Origin of the sequence: Pseudomonas sp. NPDC089408 (genome assembly GCF_044749445.1) — a bacterium.
In the GTDB taxonomy this organism is placed as follows: domain Bacteria; phylum Pseudomonadota; class Gammaproteobacteria; order Pseudomonadales; family Pseudomonadaceae; genus Aquipseudomonas.
Genome location: NZ_JBIVHY010000016.1, coordinates 25998 through 43603 on the forward strand (window position 1 = coordinate 25998; position 17606 = coordinate 43603).

General features: G+C 64.5%; 12 protein-coding genes. 5 read left to right on the forward strand and 7 right to left on the reverse strand.

Annotation, left to right across the window (positions count from 1 at the left end; all coding sequences use genetic code 11):
- The 5 genes from ACIP02_RS21685 to ACIP02_RS21705 form a co-directional block, all read right to left on the reverse strand.
- Positions 1-2775 (reverse strand): malto-oligosyltrehalose synthase, encoded by a 2775-nt coding sequence (locus tag ACIP02_RS21685; RefSeq protein WP_400620368.1) that lies wholly within the window; start codon positions 2773-2775, stop codon positions 1-3.
- The gene (malQ, locus tag ACIP02_RS21690) at positions 2772-4841 is read right to left on the reverse strand and encodes a 4-alpha-glucanotransferase (RefSeq protein WP_400620370.1); all 2070 of its coding nucleotides are present in this window, start codon (positions 4839-4841) and stop codon (positions 2772-2774) included. Before malQ ends, ACIP02_RS21685 begins: the two co-directional genes overlap by 4 nt.
- Positions 4838-6580 (reverse strand): malto-oligosyltrehalose trehalohydrolase, encoded by a 1743-nt coding sequence (treZ, locus tag ACIP02_RS21695; RefSeq protein WP_400620373.1) that lies wholly within the window; start codon positions 6578-6580, stop codon positions 4838-4840. Before treZ ends, malQ begins: the two co-directional genes overlap by 4 nt.
- Positions 6581-6594: 14 nt before the next feature.
- The gene (glgA, locus tag ACIP02_RS21700) at positions 6595-8154 is read right to left on the reverse strand and encodes a glycogen synthase GlgA (RefSeq protein WP_400620376.1); all 1560 of its coding nucleotides are present in this window, start codon (positions 8152-8154) and stop codon (positions 6595-6597) included.
- Between the two features lie 641 nt (positions 8155-8795).
- A complete protein-coding gene (locus ACIP02_RS21705; RefSeq protein ID WP_016488155.1) occupies positions 8796-8963 on the reverse strand; it encodes a DUF6026 family protein in 168 nt (55 codons plus the stop codon).
- A 204-nt stretch (positions 8964-9167) separates the two neighbouring features.
- On the opposite strand from ACIP02_RS21705, the gene gnd reads away from it, so the two are divergent.
- From gnd to ACIP02_RS21730, 5 genes are all read left to right on the forward strand, one after another.
- Positions 9168-10151 carry a phosphogluconate dehydrogenase (NAD(+)-dependent, decarboxylating) gene (gene gnd / locus ACIP02_RS21710; RefSeq protein WP_400620379.1) on the forward strand — a complete coding sequence of 328 codons (984 nt, stop codon included), beginning with the start codon at positions 9168-9170 and terminating at the stop codon, positions 10149-10151.
- Positions 10148-11653, forward strand: coding sequence for a glucose-6-phosphate dehydrogenase (gene zwf, locus ACIP02_RS21715; protein ID WP_400620382.1), 1506 nt, complete (start codon positions 10148-10150; stop codon positions 11651-11653). Before gnd ends, zwf begins: the two co-directional genes overlap by 4 nt.
- Before the next feature lie 124 nt (positions 11654-11777).
- Positions 11778-13574 (forward strand): glycoside hydrolase family 15 protein, encoded by a 1797-nt coding sequence (locus ACIP02_RS21720; protein ID WP_400620384.1) that lies wholly within the window; start codon positions 11778-11780, stop codon positions 13572-13574.
- Positions 13575-13772: 198 nt separating this feature from the next.
- Positions 13773-14129 carry a VOC family protein gene (locus ACIP02_RS21725; protein WP_201199587.1) on the forward strand — a complete coding sequence of 119 codons (357 nt, stop codon included), beginning with the start codon at positions 13773-13775 and terminating at the stop codon, positions 14127-14129.
- Positions 14129-14749 carry a TetR/AcrR family transcriptional regulator gene (locus ACIP02_RS21730; protein WP_400620388.1) on the forward strand — a complete coding sequence of 207 codons (621 nt, stop codon included), beginning with the start codon at positions 14129-14131 and terminating at the stop codon, positions 14747-14749. Before ACIP02_RS21725 ends, ACIP02_RS21730 begins: the two co-directional genes overlap by 1 nt.
- A gap of 122 nt (positions 14750-14871) precedes the next feature.
- Here ACIP02_RS21730 and preA read toward each other — a convergent pair whose 3' ends face one another.
- Positions 14872-16146 (reverse strand): NAD-dependent dihydropyrimidine dehydrogenase subunit PreA, encoded by a 1275-nt coding sequence (preA, locus tag ACIP02_RS21735; protein ID WP_400620390.1) that lies wholly within the window; start codon positions 16144-16146, stop codon positions 14872-14874.
- Positions 16147-17514 (reverse strand): NAD(P)-dependent oxidoreductase, encoded by a 1368-nt coding sequence (locus ACIP02_RS21740; RefSeq protein WP_400620392.1) that lies wholly within the window; start codon positions 17512-17514, stop codon positions 16147-16149.
- Between the last annotated feature and the right edge of the window lie 92 nt (positions 17515-17606).

Here is a 17606-nt window from a genome sequence, read left to right on the forward strand (position 1 = left end):
CTAGGCATGTTCGATCAACAGGTTGACTGGGAACTCCGACAACACGGTGCTCAACATCAACTCTCTAACAGGGCTGACAACGGCCCCGCCAAAAAGTCCAGTCGAAGTGGCAGGCGACAAGGCAAACGGCAGGCTTACGCGGGTATCGTCCCAGTTCTGCGCCGGGATCAGGGGTGTCGCTGCGGTACCCAGCAGGGTACTGGCCAGGCGTGGCGCAATAATGACGGCACGCTCGCTGTCGCCCAGGCGGGCAAACGCCACAACCTTGTCGGCATGGCGACCCTGTACGCTCAGCGGCAGGTAAGCGCCGCGGCGGAACAGCTCGGCATGCGCCTGGCGGCAATCCAGCACGCGGGCGATCAAGGCTTGCTTGATGCGGCCGTCCGGCCAGTGAGCCAACAGCTCGGCCAGTGGCGTGGCGTCATCCAGCGTCCTGCGCCTGCAAGCGTAGTCGACAGCGCGGCGGTTGTCCGGGTCGACCAAGCTGAAGTCCCAGTATTCGTTACCTTGATACAAATCGGGCACACCGGGCACGGTCATCCGCAGCAAGGCCTGCACCAGCCCGTTCAGTGCGCCAGGGCAGGCCAGCAGGTGCGCTGCCTCGCCTACCGACTTGCGCAGTTGCAGGTTTTCAGGGGCCAGCAGCAAGCCGCTCAGGTAGCCGGCACAGGACCTTTCATAAGCCTCGTTGGGCGCATTCCAGCTGCTGCGCAGCTTGGCTTCGCGCAGGGCCTTCTGTTGCCATTGTCCCAGCCGATCGGCGTACTGGCGCAAGCCCTGCTCATCGTGCACGTCCAACCCCAGTGGCCAGCTGCCCAGCAGCGTCTGTAACAGCATCAGTTCGTCGCCCGGGCTGGGCGCCTGGCCATCATCCAGATGCTCGCGCAGCGGTTCGGCCAGTTCGCGCCAGTGCTCCATGCGGCTGGCCAGCCACGGGCCGCGCTCACTGAGCACGGCCAGGCGCGCGCGCGTGTCTTCGCCACGCTTGTGGTCATGGGTAGCGGTGGCCAGCAAGTTGTCCGGGAAGTCACGCGCGCGCCGCTGCGCTTCGTTGTGGAAGGCTTCCAGCGGGGCGCTGAAGCGCTCGGCCTCGAAGCCGACGTCATTGCGTGACAGCAAGCGGGCGCTGCGGTAGAAGGCGGTGTCCTCCACGGCCTTGGCCGCGCTGGGGGCGGTTAATTGCTGGAAGCGCACGCAGGCATGGCGCAATTGTTTGCGCGCCCGACCCGGCGGCAGGTGGCGCCAGGCGTGGCCACCCAGCCACTGTTCCATTTGTGCCAACAGCGGCCAGTCGGCCTCGGCGAGGTCTTGCCGTGCGTTGGTCAACGCCTGCTGGAAGAAGCGTTCGTCCTGCGCCGGGCGGCCGCAGGCGTTGAAGTAGGTGCGGTACACCGGGTAATGCGCGACCAGCGCCTGCAACGCCCGGCGGATCGCGCCGAGCGTCAGGTCGCGGGTCATCAGGTCGTTGCGCGCCACCTGCAGCAGCGCCTGGGCTACCGACTCGCAGTCACCGGCCAGGCTGGCGTTGAGCACCAGATGCCGAGCCAGGCGCACTTCCTCGGGGAAGTCCGGGCGTTCGCTGATAGCGCCCCACAGCTCGGTGAGTGGCGCTTCACCGGCCGGGTCGTGCTGCAGCAGCGATACCTGGTTCATGAACTCGTAGCCGGTGGTGCCATCGGTCAGCCAGTCACGGTGCAGGTGCTCGTTGGCGCCGAGGATCTTTTCCACGTAGATCGGGAAGTGCTCCAGCGCGGTATTCAGCGGGCGCCGTGCCAACAGGCTGTCGACCCGACGACGCAGTTTGCGGCAGTAGCCGCGCGGGTCGGCCAGGCCATCGATATGGTCGATACGCAGGCCATCCACCAAGCCACGTTCGATCAGCTCGAACAGCTTGGCATGGGTGGCTTCGAACACCACCGAACGTTCCACCCGCAGGCCACCCAGTTCATTGATGTCGAAGAAGCGCCGCCAGTTGATATCGTCGGCGGCGGTACGCCAACTTGCCAAGCGGTAGGTTTGACGCTCCAGCAGCAAGTGCAGGCGCTTGAAGCCGCTCTCGCTGCGGCTGTCGAAGGCCAGCAGGGCCGATTCGAGGTCGCCGCCTTCGCGCACCAGGCGGGCCAGTTCGGCGTGCAGTGGCGACGCGTCGGCCAGCGGCGAGGCTGAAGTGTTCAACGCGGTGAAATGTTCGGCCAAGGCCTGCAGGGCAGGTTCGGGGCTCAGGGCGAGTACCCAGCCGTAGTCGCCCGGGCAGATCGGGAAGCGGTGCTCGTAATGCGCCACCTGCAGCACGCCGTGTTGCGGGTCGAACTGCAGCGGCAGCTCGCCGTTTTTCAGGGCCACGCCGTAATCGCTACCGAGGAACGGCAGCAGCAACTGGCCCGCGAGCAGCGGGTCGCTGGAATGCCACTGAATATCGAAAAACTCCGCATAGGGGCTGCGCCGGCCCCAAGCCAGCAGGCTCTGCCACCACGGGTTGTCGGCGCCGCCCACGGCCATGTGGTTGGAGACAGTATCGAGGATCAGCCCCATGCCGTGCTGGCGCAAGGCGGCAACCAGCCGTTCCAGCGCAGCCTCGCCGCCGAGTTCCGGGTTGACCTGGGTCGGGTCGACCACGTCGTAGCCATGCCGTGAACCGGCGCGGGCCTTGAGGATCGGCGAGGCATACAGGTGGCTGATGCCCAGCTGGGCAAAGTAAGGTACCAGCGGCACAGCCTGATCAAGGGTGAAGTCGCTGTGAAATTGCAGGCGCAGGGTGGAGGTCAGCGGTTTCATCGGTCACGCTCCCACGCTTGCTCGCGGGCCTGGGCCAGCACTTCCAGCCGGCGCGCGGCATCCTGGTCATCCAGCAGCTCGCGCACCGGCTGGGCAAAGCGCCGGCGCCAGTTGGGGTGGCCTTCAGTGGTGCCTGGCAGGTTAGGTTGTTCGTCCAGGCCAAGCAGGTCTTCCAGCGGGACCAGCACCAGCGGAGCGCGGGTGTGGCCGACATAGCGAATGGCGGCGTCGATCACGTCGTCGTTGTCCTTGAGAGCGCCATAGTTGGCGGCAAGTGTGCGGCGCAGGCCGGCATGTTCTTTTTGCCGGTCATGGCGCCAATGCAGTTCGGTGGCCGCATCGATCAGTTGCAGGCGGTGGCTCCAGTCAATGTCGCGGTTTTCAAGCCAGCCGGCCAACGGCGCCAGGTCGTGGGTGCCGGTGGTGGCGAGGGCGTCGTCCGGCCAGTCCAGGATTGGCGTGAAATTGCCGGGTGAGGCCTGCTCGAAGGGCAATACCCGCATGCCCAGCACATGTTTTTTGCCCAGGGCCTCACGCAAGCCTTCTGGTACGGTGCCCAGGTCCTCGCCGAGGATGATCGCGCCGTGGCGTACCGACTCCAGCGCCAGCAGGCGCAGCAAGTCCTCCAGCGGGTAATACAGGTAGGCGCCTTCGCTGGGCTTGGCGCCCTGCGGGATCAGCCACAAGCGGCGCAGGCCCATCACATGGTCGATGCGCAGGCCGCCGGCGTGCGCCAGGTTGGCTCGCAGCATTTCGATGAAGGCGCGGTAACCATTGCGCTTGAGGCCTTCCGGCGAAAAACCGCAAATACCCCAGTCCTGGCCCGAGCGGTTGAGTATGTCGGGAGGAGCGCCTACGGTGAGGTTGGCCAGCAATTCATCCTGGCGGCTCCAGGCTTGGCTCCCGGCACCGTCGGCGCCGACTGCCAGGTCGGCGATCAGGCCTACCGCCATGCCGCTGCCGCGCGCCGCCTCCTGGGCGCGTTGCAGGCTGCGTTCGGTCAGCCACTGGCAGAAGGCATGAAACTCCACACGCGCCGGGTAGCTGGCGGCGATGCTCTGCACTTCACCATGGTAGGGGTCGCGCCATGCCTCAGGCCAGCTGCGCCAGTCGGCGCCCAAGCCCCGATCGACCGCTTCAGCTTGCAAAACCTCAAAGCGGCAATGGTGCTCCAGTGCCTCGCCGGCGGCCTCGCAGAAACTCTCGAAGTCGCTGCGCAGCGGGTGCTCGCCCTGGCTGAAATCCTTGTACAGCGCCTGCAACAGTCGCTGACGGGCTTCGGCGGCGCGCGGCCAGTCCACCAGCGGCTCCTGCTCTAGCGCTTCCAATGCCTGTTCCAGGCCGCAAGCCTCAACCGCCATGCGCACTGCGCGCTCACCGAGGATGGCAGCGGGGCTGGCGTACAGGGCATTGAGCAACAGCCTGCTCGAGGGTGAATACGGGCTGTAGTGCTGCTGGTCGTAGGCCGAGAGCGCGTGGATCGGACTGATGGCCAGCGCATCGGCCCCACGTTCGGCGGCAGCACGGGCCAGCCCTTCAAGGGCCAGGCAGTCGCCATAGCCGCCATCGCCCGGTCGCCTCAGGCTGTAAAGCTGCGCTGAAATCCCCCAGCAACGTGCCGGTGCCTCGCTGACCAGGTCGTGCAGCGCCACGCAGCCAGCCGGTGCCACGGCAAGGGTGAATTCATGGTCTTGCACCAGCAGTCGGTGATAGCCGACCGGCAACTGGCCTGGCAATCGTCCTTGTGCGTCCAGTTGCAGCTGCAGCTGCGCGCCGTCTTCCAGCTGGCAGTCCACCCGGGCATGGCCTGCGAAATAGTGACCGAGGGCAAGCGGCTGGCCTGCGTCCGCCGTCAGCAAAGGTGGAACATGCAGGGCGTCATCACTGTGCGCGAGGCTGGTCAGGCTATCGCGGACCTGGGCATCGTCCTCGGCTGCATGGCCGAGCGCCTGCAGCACCTGACGCAGCACCTCATCGCTGACCTGCTGTGGCCGATTGTTGGCGTCGATCCAGTCGCGCGCCAACCCGGCCCGCTCGGCAAGCTGGTGTAGCAGGGCTTCGCTCATGGCGCCTCCTGGCGGGTGGGCAGCAAGCTGACCACGCAGCTATAGGGGGAAAGGGTCGAGTCGGGGTGGGCGTTGTCGCTGCTGTCGAACAGCCGCAGCGCCGTTTCAGGCAAGGCAACGGGCTGCGCCTGGTGGGCCAGGTTGAGGTCGATGCGCAGGGTGCTGCCATCGCCGAGGCGCCAGCGAGCGCTTAGCGCCTTGTCGCCGAGTACCTCGGCCCCCAGTGCGCGACTGCCGGGCAAGCGTGGGACCAACTGCTTGTGCCTGATTGCCAGCAGTTGTTGATACAGCCCGTGCCAGCCGGCCAGCACATCGTGCCCGTCCGGCCGGGAGGTGTCGAAAGTTTGCCGGGCGTTGGGGTCGGGTATGCGTTCGCGCTGGTCGGGGTCGGCAAACGCCGCGAAATGGGCGAACTCCCCTCGGCGGCCTTCGCGAACCGCATCGGCCAGTTCGTCATGGAAATCGGTGAAGAACAGGAACGGCGCGCGGCTGCCGTCGTCATCGCCCATGAACAGCAGTGGAATCATCGGGCTGAGTAACAGCAACCCGGTGGCTGCTCGCAATGCTGCGGGTGGGCACAGCCGAGACAGGCGTTCGCCGAGCGCCCGGTTACCGATCTGGTCATGGTTCTGCAGAAACAGTACGAACGCGCTGGGCGCAAGGTGCCCGCTGGGCTCGCCGCGGGGTTGGCCGTGTCGGTTGGCTTCGCCCTGGAACACGAAGCCTTCACCCAGGCAGCGGGCCAATTTGTCGATCGGCTTGTGCTTGTAGTCTTCGTAGTAGCCCTCGGTTTCGCCGGTCAGCAGCACGTGCAAGGCATTGTGGCCGTCATCGTTCCATTGGGCATTGAAGCCCTGTTCCAGCAAGAACGCCTGGTTGTGTTCGTTTTCCAGCACCAGCCACACCTGCCGGCCAGGTTCGACTGCGGCACGCACGCGTTGCGCCAGCTCGACCAGGAAGTCGGGCTGGTCGATGGCGTGCACCGCGTCCAGGCGCAGGCCATCGAAGCGGTAGTCGCACACCCACATCAAGGCGTTCTGGATGAAGTATTCGCGAACCTCCGGGCGTCGGAAATCAATGGCCGCGCCCCAGGGCGTCTGGCGGTCTTCGCGGAAAAACGGGCTGGCGTACTGATGAAGGAAATTGCCGTCCGGGCCGAAATGGTTGTATACCACGTCGAGCATCACCATCAGGCCATGGCCGTGGGCCTGATCAATCAGGCTGCACAGTTGGTGTGGGCTGCCATAGGTATGCTGTGCAGCGAACGGCAGCACCCCGTCATAGCCCCAGTTGCGTTCGCCGGGGAACTGGCCGACCGGCATCAGCTCGATAGCGGTCACCCCGGTGCCGGATAGCCGCGACAACTGGCCGGCCACACCTTGGTAGCCACCCAGCACGCCAACGTGCATTTCCTGTATCACCGCCTCGTGCCAAGGTCGCCCCTGCCAGGGGTGTTGCCAGTGGTAGCCGGCAACATCCACGATTTGGCTCGGCCCGTGCACCCCTTCAGGTTGATAGCGCGACGCGGGGTCTGCCACCTGAAGCTGTCCGTCGATGCGGTAGTGGTAGTTGTCACCTGCCTGCGCCGGGGCGATCCCGGTGAACCAGCCGTCTTTCTCCGGCAGCAACTCGATGGCCGGCTGCTGCTCCAGTACCACGCTCACGCTGCGCGCATCCGGTGCCCAGAGGGCGAAGCGCGCCGACGTGGCGTCTATCAAATGTGCGCCATGCCTGTGCATCTTCGACCTCGCGTTCAGTAATGGGCCAGATGAGCCTGCTTCACCAGGTCCTCGTACAGGCGTGCATAGGGTTCCACTGCCTGGCACCAGTTGAATGGCTGGGTCATCGACAGGCAACGCATGGCGTTGAGCAGGTCCTTTTTCTGGTAGATGTAGAAGGCACGGCTCAGGGCTTCGCGGTAACTTTCGACGGTCGATTCATCGAACAGGAAGCCGGTAACACCGTTTTCGATGGTGTCGGCAAGCCCGCCGGTGTTACGCGCCACCGGCAGTGAGCCGAAGCGCTGGGCGTACATCTGGCTCAGCCCGCACGGCTCGTAGCGCGATGGCATCAGCAGGAAATCGCTGCCGGCGAACATGCGCCGAGCGTCAGTTTCGTTGAAGCCGATGCGCACGCCAATGCGGCCAGGGTGGCGCAGCGCCAGGTCGCGCATGGCCTGTTCTTCTTCCGGTTCGCCACGGCCAATGATGGCGATCTGGCCGCCTTGCTCGACAATGTAGTCGGCTACGCCAAGCGTCAGGTCCAGGCCCTTCTGGTAGACCAGGCGCGACACCACGGCAAACAGCGGCCCTTCGCTTGGCTCGAGCTTGAACAGCTCGCGGACTTCGCTGGCGTTACGCGCCTTGCCTTCCCAGTCATTGATGCTGAAGTTGTGCTGCAGGTGTTTGTCGGTGGCCGAGTCCCAGCTTTCGTCGATGCCGTTGGGAATGCCGCCGAGCAGGCCTTGCTGAGCTTTGCTGGCCAGGAAACCGTCAAGGCCACAACCGAATTCGGGGGTGGTGATTTCCTGGGCATAGGTGGCGCTGACGGTGGTGATGTGGCTGGAATAGGCAAGGCCGGCCTTGAGGAACGACAGCTTGCCGTAGAACTCCATGCCTTCCTGCTGCATGGCATGGTCCGGGATCGCCAGCTCTGGGCTGCAGCCGCGGCTGTACACCCCCTGGTAGGCCAGGTTGTGGATGGTGAACAGGGTCGGCGTACTCAGTCCGCGCCAGTGCATGTAGGCAGGCGCCAACCCGGCAGGCCAGTCATGGGCGTGCACCAGTTCAGGCTTCCAGTGAATCATGCCCTCACCGGCGGCGATTTCCGCAGCAGCGAGGCCCAGGCGGGCGAAGCGAATGTGGTTGTCGGGCCAGTCGCGGCCGTTGTCGGCGGCATAGGGAGTGCCAGCGCGCTGATACAACTCGGGACAGATCAGCACATAGATGACCAGGCCATCGGGCAAGTCCATGCGGCCGATCTTGCACGGTGGCAACGCAGCGTGCCCACCCAGCTCGCCAACAATGTGAATCGGGTTGTCGCTTTCTACCACCTGCGGGTAGCCCGGTATCAGCACGCGAACATCGTGCAAGTGCGCCAAGGCGCGGGGCAGGGCGGCAGACACGTCGCCCAGGCCGCCGGTTTTGACCAGGTCGGCGATTTCCGAGGTGACGAACAGGATCTTGCGCTTGTTGGGGTTGTGCTGGCGCTGCGCGCCGGGTGCCTTGCCTGCCGGGGCGAAATCCGGGGTGACCGGCTCGCGGGTGTCCGAGGTGAAGGTGTTAACGTGAGGCTCGACAGCGGCACTGATCATACTTCTCTCCGTCCCTATGCTTGCTTGGCCGGGTGCTGGCACCCGTGGCTCTATCTCGTGTGAGTTCTCTCGACTGCTGAATGTTGCGTAGTGCATTCCATGCCCCTGAGTCGTGCGCACAGGCACAGCGCGTTCGGCATTCCGGCCAAAGGCGATTGGACTGGTTGGGGTGGGTGGGCCTGGCAAAGGTCTGTCCCCTGCGTTTGGCCTACTTAGTTCCTGACCTGCCCGCTTTCCTGAAAGTTCGACTTATTTTCGTCACTCTTCCGATGAGCAAATGGCGGGCCGAAAACCGAGTGTAGGAGAGAAAGAGATAAAAAGGTGACCCACTGGTCACAATTGTTATGGCGCGGAATAGACGCAAACGTTGTCGTCTGTGACCGGATGTAAACAGGCTTGGCGAGGGTGTTATGCGGGTGCGCCAAATTGTGGCCGAGGTGGGCTTTTGCACCAAATTGATGCCTGAGGGCGGTGTTTGCTTCTTCGCGGGTAAACCCGCTCCTACAGGAAGGGTGTAGGCCTCAGGTGCGACACGGACGTCGTAGGAGCGGGTTCACCCGCGAATAGGCCGGACCTGAAAAAGCAGAACCAGAAAATGAGCAAGGTGGGAGCCTTACAACTCCCACCGCGGGAGGTAGAGATCAGAGACTGACAGCTTTCTCGCCATCACGCTGTTGCGCCAGCAACAGGTTCAACTGCGCAACCTGCTGGCGCAGCTGGTCACGTTCGTCCTTCAGTTTACGCAGCTCATCACGGCGCACGGAGACATAGAGGGTCTGGGTTGGAGTTGCAGGCATCAAGGTACCCATAAGCACACCTCGCGGTTTTGGCTGGTGACAAGTCAAAGCGTAGACGCTTCACGCGGGGCGCATTTTGAATTCTTTCACAGGCCTTGGGAACTTTTTTGTTTATCGTGGTCTTGCCGTTCGTCGCTGAACCCTCGGCCGGCATGCTGGACTAATCTGAAAAGCTGCACTGTGTTGTCATCCATTTCGAAAGGGGAGCATTGGCTCATGCAACTGGGAATCGTCGGGCTGGGCCGCATGGGCGGCAATATCGCAAGGCGCCTGATGCGCGCCGGCCATCGCACCGTGGTGCACGACCGCAACCGCGAGGCCATTACCGGCCTGGAAGGCGAGGGCGCCCAAGGCGCGCACGACCTCGGTGCATTGATTCAAAAGCTCAAAGCACCCCGCGCGGTGTGGGTGATGCTGCCGGCCGGTGAGGCCACCGAACAGACCATCGCCCAGTTGGCCGAACTGCTGGAGCCGGGCGATGCGATCATCGACGGGGGCAACACCTTCTACAAGGACGACATGCGCCGCGCCGCCGACCTGGCCAAGCGCGGCCTGCACTACCTGGACGTTGGCACCTCCGGCGGCGTGTGGGGCCTGGACCGTGGCTACTGCATGATGATTGGTGGCGAAAAAGACGTGTTCGAACGCCTGGAGCCGCTGTTCAAGGCGCTGGCCCCCGGCGTGGGCGACATTCCGCGTACCCACGGGCTTAGCGGCGAGCACCAACGCGCCGAACATGGCTACATTCATGCCGGCCCACCCGGTGCCGGGCACTACGTGAAAATGGTCCACAACGGCATCGAATACGGCCTGATGCAGGCCTACGCCGAAGGCTTCGACCTGCTGCGCAGCAAGGGCGGCAACGAGCTGCCGGAAGACCAGCGCTTCGACCTCAACGTGGCTGAAATTGCCGAAGTGTGGCGGCGTGGCAGCGTGGTTACCTCGTGGCTGCTCGACCTTACTGCCGACGCGCTGGTGGCCGACCCGCAGCTGACGCAGTTCAGCGGCTCGGTGTCCGACAGTGGCGAAGGCCGCTGGACCATCGACGCCGCCGTCGAGCAGGCCGTGCCGGTGCCGGTACTGTCCAGCGCACTGTTCGCGCGCTTCCGCTCGCGCCAGCAGCAAGGCACCTATGGTGACAAGATTCTCTCGGCCATGCGCCTGGGCTTCGGTGGCCATGTCGAGAAGAAAGCCGAATGACTAAACAGACCATTCCTGCTGCACCGCCGTGTACCCTGTTCCTGTTCGGCGCCAATGGCGACCTGGTCAAGCGCCTGCTGATGCCGGCGCTGTACAACCTCAGCCGTGACGGGTTGCTCGACCGTAACCTGCGGATCGTCGGCGTCGATCACAACCCGGCCAGTGCCGAGGATTTTGCCGAGCGCCTGCACGCGTTCATGGCCGAACGCGACAAGGGCGGCGAGGGCGCTGCCAAGTGCCTGGATGAAAAGCTATGGGCGCGCCTGGCCAAGCGCCTGGATTACCAGACCGGCGACTTCCTTGACCCGGCTACCTATGCAGCCATCGCCAAGCGCATCGACAAGACCAGCCATGGCAATGCCATCTTCTATCTGGCCACCTCACCGCGCTTCTTCCCGGAAGTGGCGCAGCGCCTGGGTGAAGCCGGCTTGCTGGACGAGTCCGCCGGCGGCTTTCGCCGGGTAGTGGTCGAGAAACCGTTCGGCACCGACCTGGCCAGCGCCGAGGCGCTCAACGCCTGCCTGCTGAAGGTGATGGGCGAGCGGCAGATCTACCGCATCGACCATTACCTGGGCAAGGAAACGGTGCAGAACATTCTGGTCAGCCGCTTCTCCAACGGGCTGTTCGAATCGTTCTGGAACAACCACTACATCGATCACGTGCAGATCACCGCTGCGGAAACCGTGGGCGTCGAGACCCGTGGCGGGTTCTACGACGGTACCGGCGCCCTGCGCGACATGGTGCCTAACCACCTGTTCCAGTTGCTGGCGATGGTGGCCATGGAGCCACCGGCGGCATTTGGTGCCGATGCCGTGCGGGGCGAAAAGGCCAAGGTAGTCGGCGCCATCCGCCCCTGGTCGGCCAAGATGGCCCTGAAAAACTCGGTGCGTGGCCAGTACAGCGCCGGCAAGCAGGGGCGCAAGCAGCTGCCGGGCTACCGCCAGGAGGCCAACGTCGCGCCAGACAGCCAGACTGAGACCTACGTGGCGCTGAAGGTGATGATCGATAACTGGCGCTGGGCCGGCGTGCCGTTCTACCTGCGTACCGGCAAGCGCATGAGCGTGCGCGACACCGAAATTGCCATCTGCTTCAAGCCCGCGCCGTATGCGCAGTTTCGCGAGTCGGAGCTGGAGCGGCCCAAGCCCAATTACCTGAAAATCCAGATCCAGCCCAACGAAGGCATGTGGTTCGACCTGCAGGCCAAACGGCCCGGGCCGGAGCTGGTGATGGAGAATGTCGAGTTGGGCTTTGCCTACAAGGACTTCTTCAAGATGACCCCGGCGACTGGCTACGAGACGCTGATCTACGACTGCCTGACCGGTGACCAGACCCTGTTCCAGCGGGCCGACAACATCGAGAACGGCTGGCGTGCGGTGCAGCCGTTCCTTGATGCCTGGGCCCAGGGTGGAGAAGTGCATGAGTACCCGGCCGGTGAAGACGGGCCCGAGGCTGGCAACGAACTGCTGACCCGGGACAAGCGCGAGTGGCACCGGTTGGGGTGACAGGTTTGTAAGCCTGTACCGGCCCTTTCGCGGCTAAAGCCGCTCCTACAGGTGTTGGAGATCCCTGTAGGAGCGGCTTTAGCCGCGAAAGGGCCCGCCCAGGCAACCACACAAAGGAGACCCAATGCCCGCCCACATAGAAGACTACGCCCTGCTCGGCAACTGCCGCAGCGCCGCCTTGGTCGGCCGCGACGGCTCCCTCGACTGGCTGTGCCTGCCACGCTTCGACGCCCCCGCAGTTTTCGCTGCCCTGCTGGGTAACGAAGAAAACGGCCGCTGGCGCCTGGCCCCCTGCGACCCGGTCGAGCACTGCAGCCGCCAGTACCTAAGCGATACCCTGGTACTGGAAACCACCTGGGTTACCGCCACTGGCCGCGCCAGGGTGCTCGACTTCATGCCACTGGGCGAAGTTAACTCAGTGGTCCGCATCATCGAGGGTCTCACTGGCGAAACCAATTTCGAAATGGACCTGGTCATGCGCTTCGATTACGGCCGCAGCGTGCCGTGGGTTGAACGCCTGGAGCCGCTGACTCTCAGCGCCGTGGCCGGCCCCGACCGGCTGATCCTCAGCAGCACGGTGGCCCTGCATGCCCGCGACCACCACAGCGTCGCGCGCTTTCGCGTCGCTGCTGGCCAGCGCCAGGTGTTCAGCCTGCGCCATCAGCCCTCGCACCTGCCAGTTCAGCCTGACAGTGATGTGAACGCTGCCTTGGCAAGCACCATCGACCAATGGCAAGCATTCGCGGCGCGCTGCCCCGAGGTTGGCCCGTACACGGCCTTGGTGCGTCGCTCGCTGCTTACCCTCAAGGCCATGACCTACGCCCCCACCGGGGGCATCGTCGCCGCTGTCACCACCTCGCTGCCCGAGCGTGTCGGTGGCGAACGCAACTGGGATTACCGCTTCTGCTGGCTGCGCGACGCCACCATGACCCTGCTGGCGTTCATGAACCTGGGCTACTTCGACGAAGCCCAGGCCTGGCGCGAATGGCTGCTGCGCTCGGTGGCCGGCAACCCTGAACAGATGCAGATCATGTACGGCCTGGCCGGCGAGCGTGACCTGCAGGAATACACCCTGCCATGGTTGGCCGGTTACGAGCACTCGCAGCCGGTGCGGGTGGGCAATGCCGCGTCGGCGCAGACGCAGCTGGACATTTACGGCGAACTGGCCGACGCCATGGCCCAGGCGATCAAGGGCGGCTTGCCGCGCCACCCGCGCAGCGCAGCCATTTCCCGTTTGATCCTGCCCTACGTCGAGCGCATCTGGCGTGAGCCGGATGAAGGTATCTGGGAAGTGCGCGGCGGCCGCCAGCAGTTCGTGCATTCCAAGGTCATGGCCTGGGTGGCGTTCGACCGTGCCGCCGGGCTGGCCGACACCACCGAAGAAGGCCGCGAGCAGGGGCAGCACTATCGCCAGGTGGCTGACGAGATCCGCCGCGAAGTGTGCGAACACGGCCTGGACAGCAGCGGCCAGTTCTTCGTCCAGGCCTATGGCTCGCGTGAGATGGACGCCAGCCTGTTGCAGATCGCCCTGACCGGTTTCCTGCCAGCAGAGGACCCGCGCTTTTTGCGCACGCTGGAGCAGATCGAACAGCGCCTGCTGAAAAACGGCCTGCTGCTGCGCTACGACAGCGACAGTTGCAGCGACGGCCTGACGCCGGGCGAGGGCACCTTCCTGGTGTGTTCGTTCTGGCTGGCCGACGTTTATGTGTTGCTGGGGCGCCAGGAAGAAGCGCAGGCCTTGTACGAACGCCTGACCGGCCTGTGCAACGACCTCGGCCTGCTGGCTGAACAATACGACCCGGCCGGCAAGCGCATGCTCGGCAACTACCCCCAGGCGTTCAGCCATATCGGCATCATCAATACCGCGCTGAACCTGTACCGCGCCCAGTGCCCGGTGCGTGACCGGGCGAGTTGCGGATAAGGCAAGCGCGGCCCCCTGTAGGAGCGGCCTTGTATCGCGATCGGGCCGCGGAGCGGCCCCAAATTTTCAGCTTCGCCGCTGAACTTGCTGGGGCCGCTCCGCGGCCCGATCGCGACACAAGGCCGCTCCTACAGGGATTGCACCCGCTTCGAGCAAGCGGAGTAGACTAGCCCAAACACCATTCGGCACGGAGCACACATGGGTATTCGCGGTACAGATCGGCAGATCGACAACATCGAGTTCAATGTCAGCGACATCGCACGCAGCAAGGCCTTCTATGGCAGTGTGTTCGGTTGGGCCTTCACCGACTATGGGCCAACCTATACCGAATTCAGCGATGGCCGCCTGACGGGCGGTTTTACCACGGGCGAGCCGGTGCGCCCGGGTGGGCCACTGGTGATCCTGTACGCCGACGACCTCGACGCCACGCAGCAGCGGGTCGAAGCGGCCGGGGCGAAGATCAGCCGGGCGACCTTTGCCTTTCCTGGCGGCCGGCGCTTCCATTTCATCGACCCGGACGGTTATGAACTGGCGGTGTGGACGGCCCAAGCCTGATGGCCAACCACAAGATCGAAATCCGCCGGCGCAATATCGAGAAGATTCTGCAGGCGGCAGAAAAGGTGTTTGCCGAGAAAGGCTACGGTGCCACCTCGATGGGCGATATCGCCGAGCAGGCCGAGTTACCGCGGTCCAACCTGCATTACTACTTCAGCACCAAGGACGACTTGTTCCGCGCGGTGCTGCAAGACCTGCTGGATGTGTGGAAGCAGGACGCACTGTGCTTCGAGAACTTCGAAGACCCACGCGTGGTACTGACCAGCTATATCCGGGCGAAGATGGGCCATTCGCGTTCGCGACCGCTGGGCTCGAAGATCTGGGCCGAAGAGATGCTGCACGGGGCGCCGGTGCTGGGGGTGAGCCTGGATGAAAGCCTGGTGCCCTGGGCCAAGTTGAAGGAAACCAAGATCCGCCGTTGGGTGGAGGAAGGGCGCATCTTGCCGGTGGAGCCGTCGGCGCTGCTGTACATGATCTGGGCGTCGACCCAGCACTACGCCGACTTTGGTTATCAGGTGCAGTTGCTCAATGGGGGTGAGGTGCTTTCGGACATGGCTTTTGAAAGTGCGGTGCAGACGGTGACCAGCGTGATCTTGCGGGGGATTGGGCTGGAGCCCTGAGCCAGCGAGCGATTGGGGCCGCTGTGCGGCCCTTCGCGGGTGAACCCGCTCCTACAGGGGAAACGATAACCCTTGTAGGAGCGGGTTCACCCGCGAAGGGCTGCGAAGCAGCCCCAATTGCATCAACTGGCCTCGCGATAGGGGTTGCGCGGATCCTGCGTCCAGTTCAAATAAGGCTTGCCGGTATCCTGCGCCTGCATGTCGATACAGTTCTCCACCGGGCAGGTGATCTGGCACAGGTTACAGCCCACGCATTCCTCCTCGATCACGCTGTACACATGCGTGCCATCCGCCTTCAGGGTGCTGGCAATGGCCTGGTGCGAGGTGTCCTCACAGGCAATGTGGCAGCGCCCGCAACCAATGCACGCCGCCTGGTCGATGTGCGCCACCGATTTGTAGTTGATGTCCAGGTACTTCCAGTCGGTGGTATGCCCCACCGCCTGCCCGCGGAACGCCTCGATGTTGTGGTGCCCGTGCTGGTCCATCCAGCGCGCCAGGCCGTCCTGCATGTCCTCGATTATGCGAAAGCCATGCAGCATCGCGGCTGTGCACACCTGCACCGCGCCACTGCCCAGCGCCATGAACTCCGCCGCATCGCGCCAGTTGCCGATACCGCCAATGCCGCAAATTGGCAGGCCACGGGTGTCCGGGTCGCGGGCAATTTCCGCGACCATGTTCAGGGCAATCGGCTTTACCGCCGAGCCGCAGTAACCGCCATGGGTGCTCTGGTCGCCAACGATGGGGTGGGCCACCATGCGGTCCAGGTCGACGCTGGTGATCGAGTTGATGGTGTTGATCAACGACACCGCATCAGCCCCGCCCCGATGCGCGGCGCGCGCCGATTGGCGGATGTCGGTGATGTTCGGCGTCAGCTTGACGATCACCGGCAGCGAGCAATACGTCTTGCACCAGCGGGTGACCATTTCCACGTACTCCGGCACCTGGCCGACCGCCGCCCCCATGCCGCGCTCCGGCATGCCGTGCGGGCAGCCGAAGTTCAGCTCGATGCCATCGGCCCCGGTAGCTTCCACCAGCGGCAAGATGAACTTCCATGATTGCTCCTCACACGGCACCATCAGCGACACGATCAAGGCGCGGTCAGGCCAATCCTTTTTCACTTGGGTGATTTCGCGCAGGTTGATTTCCAGCGAGCGGTCGGTGATCAGTTCGATGTTGTTGATGCCCTGTACCTGGCGGTTGGCGCCATAGTGCGCCGAGTAGCGCGACGACACGTTGACCGCCGCCGGGTCTTCGCCCAGGGTCTTCCAGACCACGCCACCCCAGCCGGCCTCGAAGGCGCGGACCACGTTGTAGGCTTTGTCGGTAGGCGGTGCGGAGGCCAGCCAGAACGGGTTGGGAGCCTTGATACCGGCGAACACGATAGACAAGTCGGCCATTTACGCTGCCTCCACGTTGAGCATGAGTTGGGCATGGATGGCTTCGGCAGCCAGCTTGCCGTGTTGCACGGCCTGGACGGTGAGGTCCTGGCCCAGCGCGGTGCAGTCGCCGCCGGCATACACGCCGGGCAGGCTGGTCTGCAGGCTTGCATCGACGCGGATGCGTTCACCCTCGCGGGCCAGTTGTGCGGCCACCGGGTCGGCGAGGCTGGCATCATCGAAGCGCTGGCCGATGGCCTTGAAGATGGCGTCTGCGGCTAGCTCGAAGGTTTCGCCAGTGTCACGCAGGCGGCCGTCGGCCAGCTCGGTGCGGGCAAAGCGCATGCCGCGTACCTTGCCGGTGTCATCCAGCAGCACGGCATCGGGGCGCGCCCAGGTGTGCAGGCGTACCTGGTTGGCCTTGGCGATGTCCTGCTCGTGGCCGGTGGCGCCCATGTCAGCGTGGCCACGGCGGTACACCAGGTTGACGTCGCGGGCACCCAGGCGGCTCATTTGCACGGCCATGTCGATGGCGGTGTTGCCAGCGCCAATCACCAGGCAGCGGTCGGCCAGCGGCAGCTGGCTGAGGTCATCGGCCTGGCGCAGTTCGCGGATGTACTCGGTGGCGGCGAGCAGGCCGGGGGCTTCTTCATCCGGCAGGCCCAGCTGGCGCACGGCGTTCAGGCCAAGGCCGAGGAACACCGCGTCGTACTGGTCACGCAACTCGCCCAGGCTGAGGTTGCCACCCAGGCGCTGGCCATGGCGAACCTCGATGCCGCCGATGCCGAGCAGGAATTCCACCTCACGCTGGGCATAATCGTCGACCAGCTTGTAGCGGGCGATGCCGTATTCATTGAGGCCGCCGGCTTTTTCGCTGGCCTCGAACACCACCACGTCATGCCCATGCATGGCCAGGCGGTGGGCGCAGGACAACCCGGCAGGGCCGGCGCCGACTACGGCAATGCGCTTGCCGGTAGCGGGTGAGCGCTTGAACGGGTGCTCGCTGAAGTGCGCGTTGTCCAAGGCGTAGCGCTGCAACTGGCCGATCAGCACCGGTGCGCACTCCTGCGCGTTGTTGCGCACGCAGGCTTGCTGGCAAAGGATTTCGGTAGGGCAGACACGGGCGCAGCTGCCGCCGAGGATGTTGGCCGAGAGAATGCGTTCGGCGGCGCCTTGCAGGTTCTCGTCGCTGATGCGGTGGATGAATGACGGGATGTCGATTTCGCTGGGGCACGCGTTGACGCAGGGGGCGTCATAGCAATACAGGCAGCGTGCGCTTTCCACGGCAGCCTGGCGCGCGGTGAGGGGTGGGGCCAGGTCGCTGAAGCGCTCGGCCAACTGGTCGGCGCCGGCCCGGGGGCGCGGCAAATGGTTCAGGGCGTCGATCACGGTTGTAGCCTCTCTATTTTTTATGGTGCAGGCGACAGGTGTTGCGGGGGATTGGGGCCGCTGTGCGGCCCATCGCGACGCAAGGCCGCTCC

Bases quoted from the DNA above. Each gene is read 5' to 3' on its own strand.
- treZ (WP_400620373.1), bottom strand. From the start codon at position 6,580: ATGCACAGGCATGGCGCACATTTGATAGACGCCACGTCGGCGCGCTTC.
- ACIP02_RS21730 (WP_400620388.1), top strand. From the start codon at position 14,129: ATGGCCAACCACAAGATCGAAATCCGCCGGCGCAATATCGAGAAGATT.
- malQ (WP_400620370.1), bottom strand. From the start codon at position 4,841: ATGAGCGAAGCCCTGCTACACCAGCTTGCCGAGCGGGCCGGGTTGGCG.
- ACIP02_RS21705 (WP_016488155.1), bottom strand. From the start codon at position 8,963: ATGGGTACCTTGATGCCTGCAACTCCAACCCAGACCCTCTATGTCTCC.
- preA (WP_400620390.1), bottom strand. From the start codon at position 16,146: ATGGCCGACTTGTCTATCGTGTTCGCCGGTATCAAGGCTCCCAACCCG.
- glgA (WP_400620376.1), bottom strand. From the start codon at position 8,154: ATGATCAGTGCCGCTGTCGAGCCTCACGTTAACACCTTCACCTCGGAC.
- zwf (WP_400620382.1), top strand. From the start codon at position 10,148: ATGACTAAACAGACCATTCCTGCTGCACCGCCGTGTACCCTGTTCCTG.
- ACIP02_RS21720 (WP_400620384.1), top strand. From the start codon at position 11,778: ATGCCCGCCCACATAGAAGACTACGCCCTGCTCGGCAACTGCCGCAGC.
- ACIP02_RS21725 (WP_201199587.1), top strand. From the start codon at position 13,773: ATGGGTATTCGCGGTACAGATCGGCAGATCGACAACATCGAGTTCAAT.
- gnd (WP_400620379.1), top strand. From the start codon at position 9,168: ATGCAACTGGGAATCGTCGGGCTGGGCCGCATGGGCGGCAATATCGCA.
- ACIP02_RS21685 (WP_400620368.1), bottom strand. From the start codon at position 2,775: ATGAAACCGCTGACCTCCACCCTGCGCCTGCAATTTCACAGCGACTTC.